This is a genomic window from Streptomyces sp. NPDC007084, from assembly GCF_040703595.1.
Taxonomy (GTDB): Bacteria; Actinomycetota; Actinomycetes; order Streptomycetales; family Streptomycetaceae; genus Streptomyces.
Map to the genome: position 1 here is coordinate 1 of NZ_JBEYFY010000071.1, position 18055 is coordinate 18055.

10 protein-coding genes are annotated in these 18055 nt (G+C 71.2%); 3 read left to right on the forward strand and 7 right to left on the reverse strand.

The window, feature by feature from the left end; genetic code table 11:
* Window positions 1–181: 181 nt before the first annotated feature.
* The 4 genes from AB0912_RS32305 to AB0912_RS32320 all read right to left on the reverse strand — a co-directional run bounded on the left by AB0912_RS32305 (window position 182) and on the right by AB0912_RS32320 (window position 10035).
* Complete coding sequence (locus AB0912_RS32305) at window positions 182–1333, reverse strand: glycosyltransferase (protein WP_366706190.1); 1152 nt, start codon at window positions 1331–1333, stop codon at window positions 182–184.
* Window positions 1330–4257 (reverse strand): CDP-glycerol glycerophosphotransferase family protein, encoded by a 2928-nt coding sequence (locus AB0912_RS32310; RefSeq protein WP_366706192.1) that lies wholly within the window; start codon window positions 4255–4257, stop codon window positions 1330–1332. The genes AB0912_RS32305 and AB0912_RS32310 overlap by 4 nt, the downstream gene beginning before the upstream one ends.
* Window positions 4258–4262: 5 nt before the next feature.
* Complete coding sequence (locus tag AB0912_RS32315; RefSeq protein ID WP_366706194.1) at window positions 4263–4796, reverse strand: GtrA family protein; 534 nt, start codon at window positions 4794–4796, stop codon at window positions 4263–4265.
* Window positions 4797–5094: 298 nt separating this feature from the next.
* Window positions 5095–10035, reverse strand: coding sequence for an NAD-glutamate dehydrogenase (locus AB0912_RS32320; RefSeq protein WP_366706196.1), 4941 nt, complete (start codon window positions 10033–10035; stop codon window positions 5095–5097).
* Window positions 10036–10740: 705 nt separating this feature from the next.
* On the opposite strand from AB0912_RS32320, the gene AB0912_RS32325 reads away from it, so the two are divergent.
* Entirely contained in the window at window positions 10741–11307 is a 567-nt protein-coding gene (locus tag AB0912_RS32325) for a DJ-1/PfpI family protein (protein ID WP_366706198.1), read from the forward strand.
* Between the two features lie 70 nt (window positions 11308–11377).
* Here AB0912_RS32325 and AB0912_RS32330 read toward each other — a convergent pair whose 3' ends face one another.
* Entirely contained in the window at window positions 11378–12043 is a 666-nt protein-coding gene (locus tag AB0912_RS32330; RefSeq protein ID WP_366706200.1) for an HAD family hydrolase, read from the reverse strand.
* Between the two features lie 48 nt (window positions 12044–12091).
* Window positions 12092–12607 (reverse strand): hypothetical protein, encoded by a 516-nt coding sequence (locus AB0912_RS32335; RefSeq protein ID WP_366706202.1) that lies wholly within the window; start codon window positions 12605–12607, stop codon window positions 12092–12094.
* A gap of 1063 nt (window positions 12608–13670) precedes the next feature.
* Between AB0912_RS32335 and AB0912_RS32340 the strand changes: the two genes are divergently transcribed.
* Window positions 13671–14018, forward strand: coding sequence for an Rv3235 family protein (locus AB0912_RS32340; RefSeq protein WP_366706204.1), 348 nt, complete (start codon window positions 13671–13673; stop codon window positions 14016–14018).
* Between the two features lie 203 nt (window positions 14019–14221).
* On the opposite strand, the gene secA is transcribed toward AB0912_RS32340, so the two are convergent.
* Window positions 14222–17065 carry a preprotein translocase subunit SecA gene (gene secA, locus AB0912_RS32345; RefSeq protein ID WP_366706206.1) on the reverse strand — a complete coding sequence of 948 codons (2844 nt, stop codon included), beginning with the start codon at window positions 17063–17065 and terminating at the stop codon, window positions 14222–14224.
* Between the two features lie 244 nt (window positions 17066–17309).
* Between secA and AB0912_RS32350 the strand changes: the two genes are divergently transcribed.
* Window positions 17310–17876: a GNAT family protein gene (locus AB0912_RS32350; RefSeq protein WP_366706208.1), complete on the forward strand. Its 567-nt coding sequence runs from the start codon at window positions 17310–17312 to the stop codon at window positions 17874–17876.
* Window positions 17877–18055 lie beyond the last annotated feature (179 nt).

The following is an 18055-nucleotide window of genomic DNA, read 5'->3' on the forward strand; positions in this document are numbered from 1 at the left end:
ATCCTTCCCCCCGCGCCCCCCCGCACCGCCAACCGCCGCCCCCCCCGGGGGGGGGGTGGGGGGCGGCGCGGCCCCCCCCGTGGGGGCGGATCCACCCCCCCCCCCGCGTCCCGTTCGGCGTCCAGCCCCCGGAGTCAGACACCCGGCCCTCGCCGACCCACCACTCCCCCACCACTCCCCCTCACCGCTCCAAGAACGCGAACAACTCCTCCCACCTGCGGACCACCTCACCGGTGGTGAAGCGCTGCACGTTCACGCGCGCCGCGTCCCCCATCGCGTCCCGCAGTGCCTTGTCGGACATCAACGTGTCCAGCCGGCGGGCCAGTTCACCCGTGTTGCCGAGCGTGGCGAGCAGTCCGTCCTCGCCGTCCCGGATGATCTCGTGGACCCCGGGCGCGCAGTCGAAGGCGGCACACGGCACCCCGGCGGCCATGGCCTCCATGACGGCGAGCGGGAACCCCTCGCCCCGCGAGGAGAGGACGAACACCGAGCCGCCGCGCAGGGCGCCCGGCACATCGCTCGTCCGCCCCATCCAGTCGACCGAGTCGTCCAGCCCGAGGGCCGTGCACTGCTTCTTGAGGATCTCCTCGTCCTCCCCGGACCCGTAGATCCGCAGCCGCCAGTCGGGGTGCTGGGGCGCCGCCTCCGCCCAGGCGTCGAGCAGCATGTCGATGCCCTTCTGGTCGTGCAGCCGGCCGATGCTGACGACGACGTTCTCGGTGCGCGGCGAGGGCACCTCGGGCATGAACGGGAGCGGGTTCGGCATGAAGGAGACGTTGTTCAGGCCCTGTCTGATCCACAGGTCGGCGTCCTCGCGGGTGAGCGCCAGCAGCCGGTCGACGTCCCGGTAGTGCTTGAGCACCCGCCGGAAGCGCGAGGTCGTCCGGGAATAGGCGAAGGACTCGTGGCTCATCCCGATGACGGTCAGCCCCTCGGTGTCGGCGAGTTCCACCCACTCCATGGCCCATACCTGGGTGACGATCACGACTCCGCCGGGCCGCGCCGTGCGCAGCAGCGCGCTCAGCTCCCCGGCCCGTTCGAGCATCCCGGCGGCCCGCTCGGCCCGCCGCCGGTGTTCCACGACGTCGATCCGCCCGCGCAGCCCGCGCGCGGCCCTGACCCGCGGCGGCCGGACGTCGTACAAGGTCGTGGTGGGGTACGGGAGTTCGCCCAGTTCCTGGGGGACGTCGGGGTCGGTGATCCCGATGACGTGCACGCGGTGGCCGCGCTCGGTGAAGAGGCGGGCCATCTGGTGCGACCAGCTCGTCACCCCGCCGAGTTCGTCGACGCTGTTGGAGACGAAGAAGATGTCCCGCTGCGGGAAGTCGGTCATCCACGCCTCCAGTGCGCGAAGAACTGCTCGACGATGTCGCGGGACGCGGTCCCCTGGTCGTACTCGCCGAACTCGGCGGTGAACTGCTCGCGTTTCGGCGCGTACTTGACGGCCTGTTCCTCCAGTGAACCGAGGACGGTGTGCAGTTCGTCCTCGGTGCGCACGACGGGTCCGGGAGCCCGCTCCAGCAGGTCGAAGTAGGTGCCGCGGCCCTCGTGGACGTATTCCTCGTAGTCGTAGACGAAGAAGAAGAGGGGCCGGTCGAGGAGGGCGTAGTCGAACATCACGGACGAGTAGTCGGTGATCAGCCCGTCGGCCAGCGCGAGCAGCGGGGTCATGTCGTGCTGCGCGGTGACGTCGACGACCCGGCCGCGCACGGACGGCGGGAGCACCACGTGGTTGAGGTAGTGGGAGCGGACGAGCAGGACGTAGCGGTCGCCGAAGGTGTCGGCGAAGCGTTCCACGTCGAAGGGCAGCTCGAACCGCTTCTGCCCGTTGCCGCGGTGCCGGAAGGTCGGGGCGTACAGCAGGATCTGCTTGTCGTCGGGGATGCCCAACTCGGCTGCCAGCGGCCCGCGTTCGCGCGGCTCGCCGGACTGTTCCCGCAGCCGGGCCTGGACGAGGGCGTCGTTGCGCGGGTAGCCGACCCGCAGCAGGGTGCGCTCCTGGAGGCGGAACGCCCGGGCGAGGGTGCGCACATCGTGCTCGGAGCGGATCAGGAACCGGTCGAAGCGGTCGAGGGTGCGCTGCTGGGTGTCCTGCGCCGCCCGGGACTTGAGCTTCCACTCGGGCTCGTCGAAGCCCATCCGCTTGAGGGCGGAGCCGTGCCAGGTCTGGAGGTAGGTGGTCCGGGGCCGCTTGGTGAGCTTGAGCGGGTAGCTCTGGTTGTCGACCCAGAACTCGGCCTGCGCGAGCGCCCGCAGATAGGGCAGCGACCAGCGGCGTACGAGGGTGGCGTCGGCCGGGAACCCGTCGGGCCGGCCGGCGTAGGACCAGACGGCCTCGAACTCCAGGCCCTGGCGGCGCATCTCCTCGTACAGGGCGCGGGGGCTGTCGCTGTACTGGCGGCCGAGGTGGCTCTCGAAGACGACGAGCCGTTTGCGGACGGGGAGCCGGCTGAACACCTCGCGGTAGAGGCGGATCTTGGTCGGCCCCGAGGTGAGGTCCTTGCGCAGTGAACGCGCCTTGCGGACACCGGACTTGGCGAGCGCGCCGGGGCGGCCGTGGATTCCGCGCTGTACGACGGCGTTCGCCTTCTTGTCCGGGACGAGCCGGTAGGACAGATGGCCGCGGGTGGAGACGACGGGCTCGAAGCGGTCGGCGACCAGCCGGGTGAGCCGGGGCCGGACCGGCAACCGGCCCGCGATCAGGCCGGGTTCGGCGGCGGTGAGCCGGGTGGTGGTGCGCACCCCGTCGACGTCGAGGTGCAGCCGTACGTCCCACACGGTGTCCACGACGCCCAGCGGGCGGACGGCCGTGAGGTCAGCCGAGCCCTCCCAGGCGATGGTGTCGCCGGCGTGCCAGACCCGGGCGACGGGGAAGCGGAACGTCTGGAAGCGCACCCCGCGCCGGCGGGCGTAGAACTCCAGCTGCGCGGTGAGCCGGGCGTCCGGCGGGATCACCCCGAGCGGGTTGGTGACGCGCCCGGTGAGCCGGACGGTTCCGCCGGGTCCCCGCTGGTAGGAGGTCAGTTCGTCGCGCAGGAACATCTTCTCGACCGGCCGGGCGTGGTAGCCGAGGTCGGTGACGTCCAGGACGTGCCGGCCGAAGGGGTCGTCCAGGTGTTCCGCGCACCAGTACACCCGGCCGTCGCGCTCGACCAGCGGCGAGGAGATCTTGTCGCGGTTGGTGAGGGTGTCCACGGCGGGCAGCAGGTTGTCCCAGTCGCCGACCTGGAGGAGGTAGGCGCAGACGGCGTGGATGGGTTCGGCCTCGTCGAAGGCGGCGCGGTCGATCGACTCCAGGTACTCCCGGGCGATCTCGGCGAACTCCTCGCGGAAGGCCGCGTCCCGGAAGGGCAGTTCGCGCAGGTGCAGCACGAGGTCGTGCTTGAGGAACTTGACGTCCTTGGCGAACTTCAGCTCCAGGAGCCCCTTGTCGGCGAGGAGCCGGTCCACGCGCCGGTGGATCTCCATGCGGTGGGTGAAGTTGGCGATCTCGTCACGCCGGTTGCTGATGGACTTCACGCCCGCCTGGTCGGCGACCCGCCAGTCGTACACCCGGTTGGGGATCAGGGTGATGCGGCTGGCCGAGGCGTAGGCCTGGGCGGAGAACAGCAGGTCCTCGTAGTGGATGCCGACCGGGAAGCGCAGCTCCTGGTCGAGCAGGAAGCGGCGGCGGTAGCACTTGTTCGTGGAGAGGGTGTCGAAGACCATCAGGTCGGGCAGCTCGGAGACCGACTCCAGGGTCCGGGTGCGCTCGTACAGCCAGGGGTACCACTTGACCTCCTTGCCGGTGCGCGAGTCGACGTGCACGCGCACGCACAGGCCGGAGACAAGGTCGGCGCCGGTGGTCTCGGCGGCCTCCAGCATGTTGCGGCAGGCGTTGCGCTCCAGGACGTCGTCGCTGTCGAGGAAGACGACGAAGTCGCCGCGGGCCTCGGTGATGCCCCGGTTGCGGGGGGCGCCGCAGCCGCCGCTGTTCTCGGCGAGCTGGAAGGCGCGGACCCGGCCGGGGTGGGCGGCGGCCAGCCCGCGCGCCACCTCGTACGAGCCGTCGGTGCTCCGGTCGTCGACGATGACGACCTCGACGGCGCGCAGCGTCTGGTCCAGGGCGGAGCGGACGGCCGTGGGCAGCCGGCCGGCGTCGTTGTAGACGATGACGACGACGGAGACGGCCGGCCGGGACGGCCCGGACCCGGCGGACCCTCCGGATACGGCGGACGCGGCGGATACGGCGGACGCGCGGTGTTGATCCACGTTCATCCTATTTATCCTAGGGACGGGGTCCCGTCGGGGCGCTCCCGACTACTCCGGGCGTGTTGGAACACCCAGGTGCGGTAGGCGACGAAGCGGAAAGCGGAGGCCAGCACGATGGACAGCACCTTGGCCGCGTTCGAGCCGAGCGGGCCGCTCATGCCGAGCAGCTGGTAGCCGAGGTAGAACAGCGCGCTCTCCATGAGGACGCCCAGCCCGCTGAACGCGAAGAAGAGGGCGATCTGGCCGCGGGTGCGCGAGGCCCGGTCCCGGTAGGCGAAGAAGCGGAAGCCGAGGTAGTTGGTGGCCATGGCGACGCAGCTCGCGGTCACCGTGGCGGCCATCGGGGGCCGGCCCAGCCCGTGCAGCACCAGGTTGAAGACGAGGACGTTGACGGCGACCCCGCTGCCGCCGACGACCGAGAACCGCGCCAGCTCCATGGCGAGCCGGCGGACCCGGGGCGCCTTCGCGGCGGTCCGGGGGCCCCGGGGGCGGACGACGGACGCGGCGGGCGCCGGGGCCCGCCGCTCGGTGAGGTGCACTGTCACGGGTCCGGGTCCTCCAGGCGTCGGTCCGCCGACCGGCGAGAGCGGCCGACCGATCGAGCCAACCTTAAGGCAAATGTCCTATTTACCAGGTATAGGTAAATAGCGAGCCGGGGTGACGCGGCACACACGGACAGGGCGACCCGGACCGTACGAAGGCGGCCCGCACGCGAACAGGCCCGCCCCCAACCCGTACGAAGGCGATGCGCACGCCCAACACGGACGGGGGCGCCCCGGACCGTTCAGGCCCGGGGCGCCCCCGTTCACGTACCGCCCGGAAAACCCGGGCGGCTCGGGCTGCCTACGAGTGCGTGCGCAGCAGCGTCCGCATCGTCCGCATCGCCACCGACAGGTTGGCGAGGTCGAAGGAGTCCGAACCGCGGATCTCCTCCAGCGTGGCGCGGGCGCGGCCGAGGATCGGCGCGTTGCGCTCCTGCCAGGCCTCGAACCGCTGCTCCGGCGTGGAGGTGCCGTTGCCCACCGCGAGCACGTCCGCGGTGAGCGCCGCGTGGGCCGCGTACAGGTCCTCGCGGATCGACGCGCGGGCCATGGACTGCCAGCGGTCGGCACGCGGCAGCTCGATGATGCGGTCCATGAGCTGGGTGATGCCGAGCCGGTCGGCGAGGTCGTAGTACACCTCGGCGACGGCCATCGGGTCCTTGCCCGTGCGGTCGGCCACCGAGACGATGTCCAGCGCCGGGAAGGCGGAGGAGAACCCGGCGACCCGGGTGGCGAGTTCGTCCGGCACCCCGGCGGTGGTCAGCTCGTCGCAGATCTGCTGGTACCACTCCAGGTCCGCGCCGCGCAGCAGCTTGGGCAGCTCCGACCACACCTGCTCGACGCCCGCGCTGAAGAACGAGATCGTCTCGGCGAGCTGGAGCGGCTGCGGCCGGTTGTTGAGCAGCCAGCGGGTGCCGCGCTCCACCAGCCGCCGCGAGTGCAGCCGGATGCGGGTCTGGACGTCGGCGGCCACGACATTGTCGAGCGCCTCCACCGCGTCCCACACCGCGCTGGAGTTGAAGATCGCGCGGGCCGCGGTCTGCGCCCGGACGATCTCCTCCAGCGAGGCGCCCGTCTCCTCCCGCAGCCGGTGCAGGAAGCTGGTCCCGCCCGTGTTGACCGTGTCGTTGACCAGGACGGTCGTCACGATCTCGCGGCGCAGCGCGTGCCCCTCGATCTGCTCGCGGAACCGGTCACGCAGCGCCGACGGGAAGTAGGCGTGCAGCAGGCTCTGCAGATAGGGGTCGTCGGGCAGCGAGGTGGCGAGCAGGTCCGTGGAGACCGTGATCTTCGTGTACGCGAGGAGAACGGCCGTCTCCGGACCGGTCAGACCCTGGCCGGCGGTGAGCCGCTCGCGGATCTGCCGCTCGCTGGGCAGGAACTCCAGCGCCCGGTCGAGGTGGCCCTCGCGGACCAGGTGGCGCAGGAAGCGCTGCTGGGCGTGGAGCATGCTCGGGGACTGGGCGAGCGCGTTGGCGATCGCCGTGTTCTGCGCGTAGTTGTTGCGCAGCACCAGCGCGCCGACCTCGTCGGTCATCTCGGCGAGCAGTTTGTTGCGCTGCTTGACGGTCAGATCGCCGTTGGCCACCACCGCGTTGAGCAGGATCTTGATGTTCACCTCGTGGTCGGAGGTGTCCACGCCCGCGCTGTTGTCGATGGCGTCGGTGTTGATCTTGCCGCCGTGCTGGGCGAACTCGATGCGGCCGAGCTGGGTCAGGCCCAGGTTGCCGCCCTCGCCGACGACCTTGACGCGCAGTTCGGCGCCGTTGACCCGGATCGCGTCGTTCGCCTTGTCGCCGACCTCGGCGTTCGACTCGGCGGACGACTTCACGTACGTGCCGATGCCGCCGTTCCACAGCAGGTCGACGGGGGCCTGGAGGATGGCCCGCATCAGGTCGGCCGGGGTCATCTTCGCGACGTTCGACTCGATGCCGAGGGCCTCGCGGATGTGCGCGTTGACCGGGATGGCCTTGGCGCTGCGCGGGAAGACCCCGCCGCCGGCCGAGATCAGCCCGGTGTCGTAGTCCGCCCACGAGGAGCGCGGCAGCTCGAACAGGCGGCGGCGCTCGGCGTACGAGGTCTCCGCGACCGGGTTCGGGTCGATGAAGATGTGCCGGTGGTCGAACGCGGCGACCAGCCGGATGTGCTCGGAGAGCAGCATGCCGTTGCCGAACACGTCGCCGGACATGTCGCCGACGCCGACCACGGTGAAGTCCTGCGTCTGGGTGTTGACGCCCAGCTCCCTGAAGTGCCGCTTGACGGACTCCCAGGCGCCGCGGGCGGTGATGCCCATCTTCTTGTGGTCGTAGCCGGCCGAGCCGCCGGAGGCGAAGGCGTCCCCGAGCCAGAAGTCGTAGCTCTGGGCGACCTCGTTGGCGATGTCCGAGAACGTCGCGGTGCCCTTGTCGGCGGCGACCACGAGGTAGGTGTCGTCCTCGTCGTGCCGGACGACGTCGGCGGGCGGCACGATCTCACCGGCGACCATGTTGTCGGTGATGTCGAGCAGCGCCGAGATGAAGGTGCGGTAGCTGCGGACGCCCTCGGCGAGCCACGCGTCGCGGTCCGCGGACGGGTCGGGCAACTGCTTGGCGACGAAGCCGCCCTTGGCGCCGACCGGCACGATGACGGTGTTCTTCACCATCTGCGCCTTGACCAGGCCGAGGATCTCCGTACGGAAGTCCTCGCGCCGGTCGGACCAGCGCAGACCGCCGCGCGCGACCTTGCCGAAGCGCAGGTGCACGCCCTCGACGCGCGGCGAGTACACCCAGATCTCGAACGCCGGGCGCGGCGCGGGGAGGTCCGGGATGGCCGTCGGGTCGAACTTCATCGAGACGTACGGGTGCGGTGTGCCGTCCGACGTCTTCTGGAAGAAGTTGGTGCGCAGGGTCGCCTTGATCAGGTGCAGGAAGGACCGCAGGATGCGGTCCTCGTCCAGGGAGGCCACCTGGTCGAGCGCCGCGTCCAGCTCCTCGAGGAGCGCGTCCGTCAGCTCGACGCCGGCGCGCTGGCGCTCCGGGGACATCCGCGCCTCGAAGAGCGAGACGAGCAGCCGCGTGGTGTGGACGTTGTTGCGGAGGGTGTCCTCCATGTAGTCCTGGCTGAAGGTGGAACCGGCCTGGCGCAGGTACTTCGCGTAGGCCCGCAGCACCATCGACTGGCGCCAGTTCAGGCCGGCGCTCAGCACGAGGGCGTTGAAGCCGTCGTTCTCGGCCTGGCCGGTCCAGGTGGCGGCGAAGGCCTCCTGGAACCGCTCGCGGCCGTCGTCGCCGAGGTAGTCGCCGTTGCCGTTGAGGGACTTGGGCAGCCGGAGCCCGAAGTCGTAGATCCACGCCGTGGTCCGGTCCGAGCAGCGCAGTTCGTACGGGCGCTCGTCGGTGACCTCGACGCCCATGCGGTTGAGCGCCGGCAGGACCGCGGAGAGCGAGACCTGCTCGCCGGTGCGGTAGATCTTGAAGCGGCGCTCACCGGGGGCCGCGCCGACCGGCTCGTAGAGGCTGAGCGCGAAGTCCTTGCTCTTCTCCGCGTCGAGCGCCTGGAGGTGCACCAGGTCGGCGACGGCGGAGCGCGGCGAGTGGTCGGCCTTGTAGCCCTCGGGGAACGCGTTGCCGTAGTGGCGCAGCAGTTCGGCGGCGCGCTCCTCGCCGCACTCGGCGGTCAGCGCCTCGCCGAAACCGTCGGCCCAGGAGCGGGCGGCCTCCACCAGCCGCGCCTCGATGCGCTCCTTGTCGGCGTCGGAGAGCTGCGCCAGCTCGGTGCCGGGCTCGACGCGCACCACGAAGTGCAGCCGGGACAGAATCGACTCGGTGTTCCAGGCCGTGAAGTCGACGCTGGTGCCGTGGAGTTCTTCCTTGAGGATGTCGATGATCCGCAGCCGCACACCGGTGGTGTAGCGGTCGCGGGGCAGGTAGACGAGGGCCGAGTAGTAGCGGCCGTATTCGTCCTGGCGCAGGTAGAGCCGCAGCCGGCGGCGCTCCTGGAGGTACAGGACGGAGGTGACGATCGCCCGCAGCTCGTCGGGCGGCGTCTGGAACAGCTCGTCGCGCGGGTAGGTCTCCAGGATCTGGAGCAGGTCGCGGCCGTCGTGGCTGTTGGGCGAGAACCCGGCGCCGCGCAGCACCTCCTCGACCTTGCGGCGGACGACCGGCACCCGGCGCACGGACTCGGTGTACGCGGCGGACGAGAAGAGGCCGAGGAACCGGCGCTCGCCGACGACCTCGCCGTTCTCGTCGAACTTCTTGACCCCGACGTAGTCCAGGTAGGAGGGCCGGTGCACGGTGGCGCGGCTGTTGGCCTTTGTCAGGACGAGCAGCTTGTGCTCGCGGGCCTTGGCGCGGGCGTCGGCGGGCAGCCGCTCGAAGGACGGGCTGACCGGGTGGCTGTCGTCGTCGCCGTGCTGCGGGTCGGAGCGCAGGATGCCGAGCCCGGTGCCGGGGACGGCGGTCAGCGAGTCGTCGCCGCGGAGCTGGTACTCGCGGTAGCCGAGGAAGGTGAAGTGGTCGCCGGCCAGCCAGCGCAGCAGTTCGCGGGCCTCCTCGACCTCCTGCTCGCGCAGGTCGTCGGCGGCGGGCTCGGCGGGCAGCTCGTCGGCGATCCGCAGCGCCGCGTCCCGCATCTTCTCCCAGTCCTCGACGGCCTCGCGGACGTCGGACAGGACCCGCAGGAGGTCGGCGGTGATCTGCTTCAGGTCGGCGCGGTCGGTCTCGCGGTCGATCTCGACGTGGATCCACGACTCGACGTGCGCGTCGTGCGGCAGGTCCTCGGCGGAGGGCCGCTTGGGCAGCACCTCGATGAGCTTGCCGGTCAGGTCGCGCCGTACGGCGAACTGCGGGTGGATCACGACATGGATGCCGCGCCCCTGCCGGGACAGCTCGTTGGTCACCGAGTCGACGAGGAACGGCATGTCGTCCGTCACCACCTCGACGACGGAGTGGCTGCAGGTCCAGCCGTTCTCCTCGACGGTGGGGGTGTGCACGCGCACGTTGGCCGTGCCCTGGGGGCGGTTCTCGGCCAGTCGGTAGTGGGAGAAGGCCGCTCCGAAGACGTCGACCGGGTCACGGTCGCTGAGGTCCTCCGGGGCCGTGTGCAGGTAGTAGCGCTGGAGGAACGCGAGCACGGTGTCCCGGTCGGGGGTGCCCTCGTCCGTCGTCCCGGTCGGTAGATGCCCCCCGACCGGGCTGTTCTCAGCTACCCGGGCGGCCCGTTCGAGCAGCTCGGCCTTTGCTTCGTCCAGCTTGGTCTGCATGGTCCTCTGGCTCCTGTCGCGCGCCGTTGCGTGACGTTGAAGGAAGTACGGTCTCGTCGCTTCCGACGCAACGCCGTGACGCGGGGTGTCCGGTCTGCTCCGACGCTATGCCGCAAGGGGAGATGAGCGGGGGGATATCGGCCATTCTCGGCGTCTTCGGGGTCCGGGACGCCGCTCCCGGCGCTGTTGTCCGTCCCCTGGGCGCCCTCGACGTACGGGGTGCGGTGCCGTCGGCGCTCGCGGCTGTCGCGCTCGCGCACACGGCGTCGGCCGTCATCCCGTCCCGCTCACGAAGATCAGCGACTGACGCCCGGTCACGGATGTCGTCCGTGCGCACCGGGCGCGGGGCCGGGGCGACGACGCCCCCGCGAGATATCGCGCTGATCACGCCACCAGGCTATCCCCCCGCACCCCGGGGTCGTCATGAGCCGTATGTGTACAAAACCGGGGGTGGAACTTTGACAGTATGCACAGGGACGAATGGGGCGAGGACATGCAGTGGGGGCCGACCGCGGACTACCGTCGTCCTACGGACGGTGTTCCGCGGCAGCCGGGCCACGGGGCGGTGCCCGGCGGGCGCGCGGCCCCGCGCGAGGACGGTGTTCCCGAGGACGCGCGCCCCCTTGGCAACTCCCCGCGCCGGAGGCAGGTTGACCGGGACGACCGAACACCAGGCGCGAGTACGGCCGACGGGAGCGCAGCATCATGGCAGCGAAGATCCTGATTGTCACCGGCGACGCGGCGGAGTCACTGGAGGTCCTGTACCCCTACCAGCGACTGCGCGAGGAGGGCTACGAGGTCCACATCGCGGCGCCCGAGCAGAAGAAGCTCCGGTTCGTGGTCCACGACTTCGAGCCCGGCTTCGACACCTACACCGAGAAGCCCGGCTACACCTGGCCGGCCGACCTCGCCTTCGCGGACGTCGACCCCGGCGCGTACGTAGCGCTCGTCATCCCCGGCGGGCGCGCCCCGGAGTACCTCCGCAACGACCCCGAGCTGCGGAAGATCCTCAAGGCCTTCTTCGAGGCGGACAAGCCGGTGGCCCAGATCTGCCACGGCCCGCTGCTGACGGCGGCCGTCGACAGTCTGCGCGGGCGCCGGGTCACGGCCTATCCCGCGCTGGAGCTGGACATGCAGGCGGCCGGGGCGACCTTCCAGGACGCGGAGGCGGTCGTCGACGGCACCCTGGTCTCGGCCCGCGCCTGGCCCGACCACTCGGCGTGGATGCGCGAGTTCCTGACGGTGCTGCGCGCGAAGGCACCGGTGACCTGACCTGACCGGTCGTCCGGCCCGGGTGCGGTCACCCGGGCCCACTGACCGCGCCCGGGTCCTGTCGTACGGGTCAGGCCGCCAGCCGCTGGGCCTCCTCGACTGCCTCCTCCAGGCTGTCCACCACCGGGACGCCCACCGGCTCCAGGCTGGCGCGGCTGTGCGAGCCGCCGGTGTAGAGGACCGCGCCCGCGCCCACGTGCAGCGCGGCGACCGCGTCGTCGGCGGCGTCCCCGATCACCACCACGCGGGACGGGTCCACCCCGGCGAGGGCCGTCAGGTGCCGCACCATGTGCTCCGCCTTGCTGCCCCCGGAGGGCCCGGTGCGCCCGTCCACCCGGACGAAGTGCGGCTCGATCCCGAAGTCCCGCACCAGCGGCACCAGTTCGTCATGCACGTACATGCTCAGGAGTGACTGGCTGCGGCCGGCCGCGCCCCAGCCGGCGAGCAGCGCGGGCACCCCGTCGGTCAGCCCGCAGGCGACGCGGTGCTCCGCGTAGTACCGGTGGAAGGTGTCGTCCATGATCTGCCACTCGGCGTCCGTGGGCAGTCTGCCCATCAGCCGCTCGTAGAACTTCGGCACGGGCACGCAGTACATGGCCCGGTACCGCTCCAGCGTGATCGGCTCGATTCCCAGCTCGGCGAACGCCGCGTTCGTCGCCCCGATGATCGCGTCATTGTCGTGGAACAGCGTGCCGTTCCAGTCCCAGACGATGTGCGCGTTTCCTCGCTTCCCCATACCCAAGAACGTACCCGCCACCACCGACAGCGCCCCACCCCCCGGCGGCTACTCCCCCTGCCCCACCAGGCCGGCGATCTCCTGCGTGGCGAACCACAGCAGTTCGTGGTCCTCGGCGCCGTCCACGACGAACTGCGCGTCGTCGTCCCCGGCGTCCGCCGCTCCGAGCGCCGCCGCGGCGGCGGTGACGTCCGCCTCGGCCTCGGGGGCGTCGACGTGGACGGCGGCGGCCTTGCTCAGCGGCACGCCCTGGGCGACGCGCACCTCGCCGAGCGCGGCGGGGTCGAGTCCGCGGTCGGGGTCGGGCACGGCGGCCCGGTCCGGCACGTCCACGGCGACGACGACCCGGCGCCGTACCGCCCCGGGGTCCATCGCGAGGAGCCGCAGGGAGGCCAGCGCGGCACGGCTGAGCGCCGCGTACTCCAGCTCCTCGATGTCGTCGGAGAGGTACCACTCGCGCAGCGCGGGGGTGACGGCGTACGCGACGAACGGGCCCGCCTCCAGCTCTCCCGTCTTGTACGCCTCGGCGAGACCGGAGAGGGTCAGGGGGACGTAGACGCGCATGGTGGCCGCTTTCGTAGTCGGGGGCTCCGGGGGTGCGCGGTCCGCGGGGCTCCGGGGAGGGCGGTCCCGCGCCTTTGGGGAGGGCCTTCAGGATACGTGCGGCGGTCCCCTTTCGAGTCCCCGGCCGCCCGGTACGGGACGTCAGCCCCGGTCCCGCGATTCACCCGGCACAGGCCTTGGCCCACGGGGTTTCCGGGCGGTGCCGCAACCCTGATAGGTGAACTCTCCGGCCGCCGCGACGCGGGCCCGCGTTCCTTGCGAGGGCCCTTCCCCGCCTCGTACAAGATCCCCAACGGCAGGTTACCGACCGGTATGTGCCGGTCCGGAGGAACGGGGACGGCAGATGAACAAGGTGATGACCAGGACGAGGCGCCATCCGGCGGGCCGCCCCCCGGGCCGCCAGGACTCCCGCCGCCCCGGCCCACCCCGCACCCCAGACCCCGACAGCACCCCATCGGCCCTCACACCAGGAGCACACACCCCCACGCCCTCCCACACTCCCCCGGACGCCCCCTTGAGGACCCCGGCGGCCCCACGTGAGCCACGGGCACCCCTCCCGGACGCGGGAACCTCGGAGGGGCCGGGAGAGGGGCTCCGGGCGGGGTCGGACGATGGGCGCGGGTCGGGGTCGGGGACTGGGTCGGGGTCGGGGACTGGGCCGGGGTCAGGGTCGGCTGAAGGACTCGCGGGAGGGGCGGGCTACGGGCACAGGGCGGGGTCAAGGCCGGGGTCGGCTGGAGGGCACCCGGCGGGGGCGGGCGACGGGCACCCGGCAGGGGCAGCGGTCGGACTCCCGCAAGCGGGAGGCGAAGGGCGCCGCCCGGGAGCGGCCGGCGGGTACCCGCCCGGGGCAGCCGACGGACGTCTGGCAAGGCCAGGAGCCGGCCACCGGCCGGGGGCAGCAGACGGGCACCCGGCAGGGGCAGGAGTCGGGCACCCGCTAGCGGCAGGCGAAGGGCGCCGCCCGGCCGCAGGGACCCGCCCCCGGGCGGGGGCGGGCGACGGGCACCGGCACGCGCCGGGAGACAGGCGCCCGGCGGATGCGGGGCCCCCGCGCCGGGCGGTGCCGCAGCCGCGGCCCACCGACGTGTTCGCCGAGCGGCTGCTCGCCGTGCTGAGCGGCGCGCGCCCCGTCCACTGCATGCTGCGGCACACCGCCGGCCGCGCCTACGACCAACTGGTCCGGCTCGCGGAGCGCGGCCCGCTGCGCACCCGGGGTGCCCGTCCCGTCGTCCGGGACATCGGCTACTACGTCGCCCGCCCCGGCGCGGTCGAGGCCTTCGCCCGTATCGGCGCCGGTGACCAGCTCCGTGCCATGGCCTTCCGCCTGGAGCAGGGCCCCGACCTGCGCTGGCGCTGCACGGCCGTCGAAATGGGCGGCCCCCGCCTGCCCCACGCGGAGAACGCCTGACCGGGCCGGGCCTCCCGGTAGCCGGGGGCCGGAGGGGGCCGAGGCACCTACCTCAAAGCCGGGCCGGCCCCGGAAGGCGGCCCGGCGCGGGGGCGCGTGCGGACGCCGGAAGGGCCGGGTACCCCAGGTACCCGGCCCTTCCGGACCGCTGCTCGCGGCCACGCGCCCCGGCCGTCACCGGCTGCGCGCGCGACCCTCCCGCACTACTTCTTGCGGCGGCGAGCGCCACCCTTCTGCTGCTTGCGGCGCTCCGCGCGCGTGAGGCCGTCCGCCTCCGAGCGCACGGGCTCGTCGTCGTGGGTGAAGTCGCCCTCGATGACACCGCCCTCGCCGTCGACGCTCGGCGCGGAGAAGTGCAGCCGGTCCGGCCGCTGCGGGGCGTCGAGCCCCTTGGCGCGGATCTCGGGCCGCACGGCACCGGCCGGGACGGCGTCCTGCTTGTCCAGCGACGGCACGGAGTCGGCGACCTCGACCTCCTCGACCTGCTGTTCGACCTGGACCTCCAGGTTGAACAGGTAGCCGACGGACTCCTCCTTGATGCCGTCCATCATGGCGCTGAACATGTCGAAGCCCTCGCGCTGGTACTCGACCAGCGGGTCCTTCTGGGCCATCGCGCGCAGGCCGATGCCCTCCTGGAGGTAGTCCATCTCGTAGAGGTGCTCGCGCCACTTGCGGTCCAGGACCGACAGCACGACCCGGCGCTCCAGCTCACGCATGATCTCGGAGCCGAGCTGCTCCTCGCGGGCCGCGTACTGCTCGTGGATGTCGTCCTTGATGGACTCGGAGATGAACTCGGCGGTCAGACCGGAACGGTCACCCGCCGCGTCCTCCAGCTCCTCGACGGTGACCTTCACCGGGTAGAGCTGCCGGAAGGCGCCCCACAGCCGGTCGAGGTCCCACTCCTCGGCGAAGCCCTCGGCGGTCTCGGCCGCGATGTAGGCGTCGATGGTGTCGTCCATGAAGTGCTGGATCTGCTCCTGGAGGTCCTCGCCCTCCAGGACGCGGCGGCGCTCGCCGTAGATGACCTCGCGCTGCCGGTTGAGCACCTCGTCGTACTTCAGGACGTTCTTACGGGTCTCGAAGTTCTGCTGCTCGACCTGCGACTGGGCGGACGCGATCGCGCGGGTGACCATCTTGTTCTCGATCGGCACGTCGTCCGGCACGTTCGCCATCGACATGACGCGCTCGACCATCTGCGCCTTGAACAGCCGCATCAGGTCGTCGCCCAGGGAGAGGTAGAAGCGCGACTCGCCCGGGTCGCCCTGACGGCCGGAACGGCCGCGGAGCTGGTTGTCGATACGGCGCGACTCGTGCCGCTCGGTGCCGAGGACGTAGAGGCCGCCGAGCGCCTTGACCTCCTCGAACTCCGCCTTGACGGCCTGCTCGGCCTTCTCCAGGGCGGCGGGCAGCGCGGCGGCCCACTCCTCGATGTGCTCCTCGGGGTCGAGGCCGCGCTGACGCAGCTCCGCCTCGGCGAGGTCGTCCGGGTTGCCGCCGAGCTTGATGTCCGTACCGCGGCCGGCCATGTTCGTGGCGACGGTGACGGCGCCCTTGCGGCCCGCCTGCGCGATGATCGGCGCCTCACGGTCGTGCTGCTTGGCGTTCAGCACCTCGTGCTGGACACCGCGCTTGGAGAGCTGCTGCGAGAGGTACTCGGACTTCTCGACCGACGTCGTGCCGACGAGGATCGGCTGGCCCTTCTCGTGCTTCTCCACGATGTCGTCGACGACCGCCTCGAACTTGGCGACCTCGGTGCGGTAGATCAGGTCGGACTGGTCCTTGCGGACCATCGGCCGGTTGGTCGGGATCGGGACGACGCCGAGCTTGTAGATCTGGTGGAACTCGGCGGCCTCGGTCATCGCCGTACCGGTCATGCCGGACAGGCCCGGCATCTCCTTGCCCTGCTGGTCGTGACGCTTGTAGAGGCGGAAGAAGTTCTGCAGGGTGATCGTGGCGAGCGTCTGGTTCTCGTCCTTGATGTCCACCCCTTCCTTCGCCTCGATCGCCTGGTGCATGCCCTCGTTGTAGCGGCGGCCGGCGAGAATACGGCCGGTGTGCTCGTCGACGATCATGACCTCGCCGTCGATGACGACGTAGTCCTTGTCCTTCTTGAACAGTTCCTTCGCCTTGATGGCGTTGTTCAGGTAGCCGACGAGGGGGGTGTTCACCGACTCGTAGAGGTTGTCGATGCCGAGCCAGTCCTCGACCTTGGAGACACCGGACTCGTGGATGGCGACGGTGCGCTTCTTCTCGTCGACCTCGTAGTCCCCCGTCTCCTCGATGCCCTTGAGGGGGTTGCCGGGCTCGCCCTTCTTGAGGCGGGTGACCAGCTTGGCGAAGTCGCCGTACCACTTGGTCGCCTGGTCGGCCGGGCCGGAGATGATCAGCGGCGTGCGCGCCTCGTCGACGAGGATGGAGTCGACCTCGTCGACGATCGCGAAGTTGTGGCCGCGCTGCACGAGTTCGTCCTGCGCCCACGCCATGTTGTCGCGCAGGTAGTCGAAGCCGAACTCGTTGTTCGTGCCGTACGTGATGTCGCACGCGTACTGCTCACGGCGCTGGGCCGGAGTCATGTTCGCGAGGATGCAGCCGACTTCGAGGCCGAGGAACTTGTGGACGCGGCCCATCATCTCGGAGTCGCGCTCGGCCAGGTAGTCGTTGACCGTGATGAGGTGGACGCCCTTGCCGGACAGGGCGTTCAGATACGCGGGCAGGGTGCCGACGAGCGTCTTGCCCTCACCGGTCTTCATCTCCGCGACATAGCCGAGGTGCAGCGCGGCGCCGCCCATCATCTGCACGTCGTAGTGGCGCTGGCCAAGGACGCGCTTGGCCGCCTCACGGACGGTGGCGAACGCCTCGGGCATCAGGTCGTCGAGGCTCTCGCCGTCGGCGTACCGCTGCTTGTACTCATCGGTGAGGGCCCTCAGCTCGGCGTCGGAGAGGTCGACGAAGTCCTCTTCGATGGAGTTGACCTGGTCCGCGATGCGGTGCAGCTTGCGCAGGATCTTGCCTTCGCCTGCACGCATGATCTTCGAGAGGACGGACACGGGGGTTTGTCTCCTTGCCGGTCGGGCCTGGGACGGTCGGGTTCAATGACAGATTCAAATCACAGCTTGAGCAACGGCCATCGTAAGCGAGGACCACACCGCGTCGGGAGGTCTGCCTGCGACAGCCACTAGGACAACGGACAGGCGATGCCGAAGGTGCCGCGTTCGCGCAGCGAAAAGTGACGAACTGCTCACTCACCGCAAAGGAATGGCGTCCGCGGGGCTCCCCGAGCAGAATCGGCCGATGGACCCCGTCACCCTGACCACCGACCGTCTCGTCCTGCGCGCCGTGGGGGTGGAGGACACCGACGCCGTCTTCGACGCCGCCCAGGACCCGGACATCCAGCGCTGGACCACGATCCCCTCCCCGTATCTGCGCGAGCACGCGACGGGCTTCACGGACCAGATGGTGCCCGAGGGCTGGGCCGACGGCTCCGCCTTCACCTTCGGGGTCTTCCTGCCCTCCGGGGAACTGGTGGCCATGGTCGCTATCACCATGCGCGCCCTCGGGGTCGGCGAGATCGGCTTCTGGGCGGTGAAGGAGCACCGGGGCAACGGCTATGTCACCGAGGCCTCCCTCGCGGTGTCCCGCTGGGCCTTCACCGACATCTCCGTGGACCGCGTCGAATGGCGTGCCGAGGTCGGCAACACCGGCTCCCGCGCGGTCGCCGAGAAGGCCGGCTTCACCATCGAGGGCACGCTCCGCTCCGCGATCAACAACAAGGGCGTCCGCAGGGACTGCTGGATCGGCTCGCTGCTCCCCTCCGACCTGGGCCTGGCGTCGACGGCCCCGTACCTTCCGGCCCGCTGACGCCCCCAGGGTCCTGTGCCCCGGGTCCTGCGGGAGTCCCGCGCCGCGCGCCCGGTCAGGGGGCGCCCCCGGCGGTCCCCCGGCGGTCGTACGGGGACCGCCTCGGCCGGGGTGAGCGCGCCTCGCCGGAGCGGCGTCCGGTCGCTCGCCCGAGCGGTGCCCGGTCGCTCGCCGCGGCG

Excerpts from the sequence above, each read along its gene's own strand:
- AB0912_RS32350 (WP_366706208.1), top strand. The coding sequence starts at position 17,310 with ATGGACCCCGTCACCCTGACCACCGACCGTCTCGTCCTGCGCGCCGTG.
- AB0912_RS32335 (WP_366706202.1), bottom strand. The coding sequence starts at position 12,607 with ATGCGCGTCTACGTCCCCCTGACCCTCTCCGGTCTCGCCGAGGCGTAC.
- AB0912_RS32305 (WP_366706190.1), bottom strand. The coding sequence starts at position 1,333 with ATGACCGACTTCCCGCAGCGGGACATCTTCTTCGTCTCCAACAGCGTC.
- AB0912_RS32330 (WP_366706200.1), bottom strand. The coding sequence starts at position 12,043 with ATGGGGAAGCGAGGAAACGCGCACATCGTCTGGGACTGGAACGGCACG.
- AB0912_RS32310 (WP_366706192.1), bottom strand. The coding sequence starts at position 4,257 with ATGAACGTGGATCAACACCGCGCGTCCGCCGTATCCGCCGCGTCCGCC.
- AB0912_RS32320 (WP_366706196.1), bottom strand. The coding sequence starts at position 10,035 with ATGCAGACCAAGCTGGACGAAGCAAAGGCCGAGCTGCTCGAACGGGCC.
- AB0912_RS32325 (WP_366706198.1), top strand. The coding sequence starts at position 10,741 with ATGGCAGCGAAGATCCTGATTGTCACCGGCGACGCGGCGGAGTCACTG.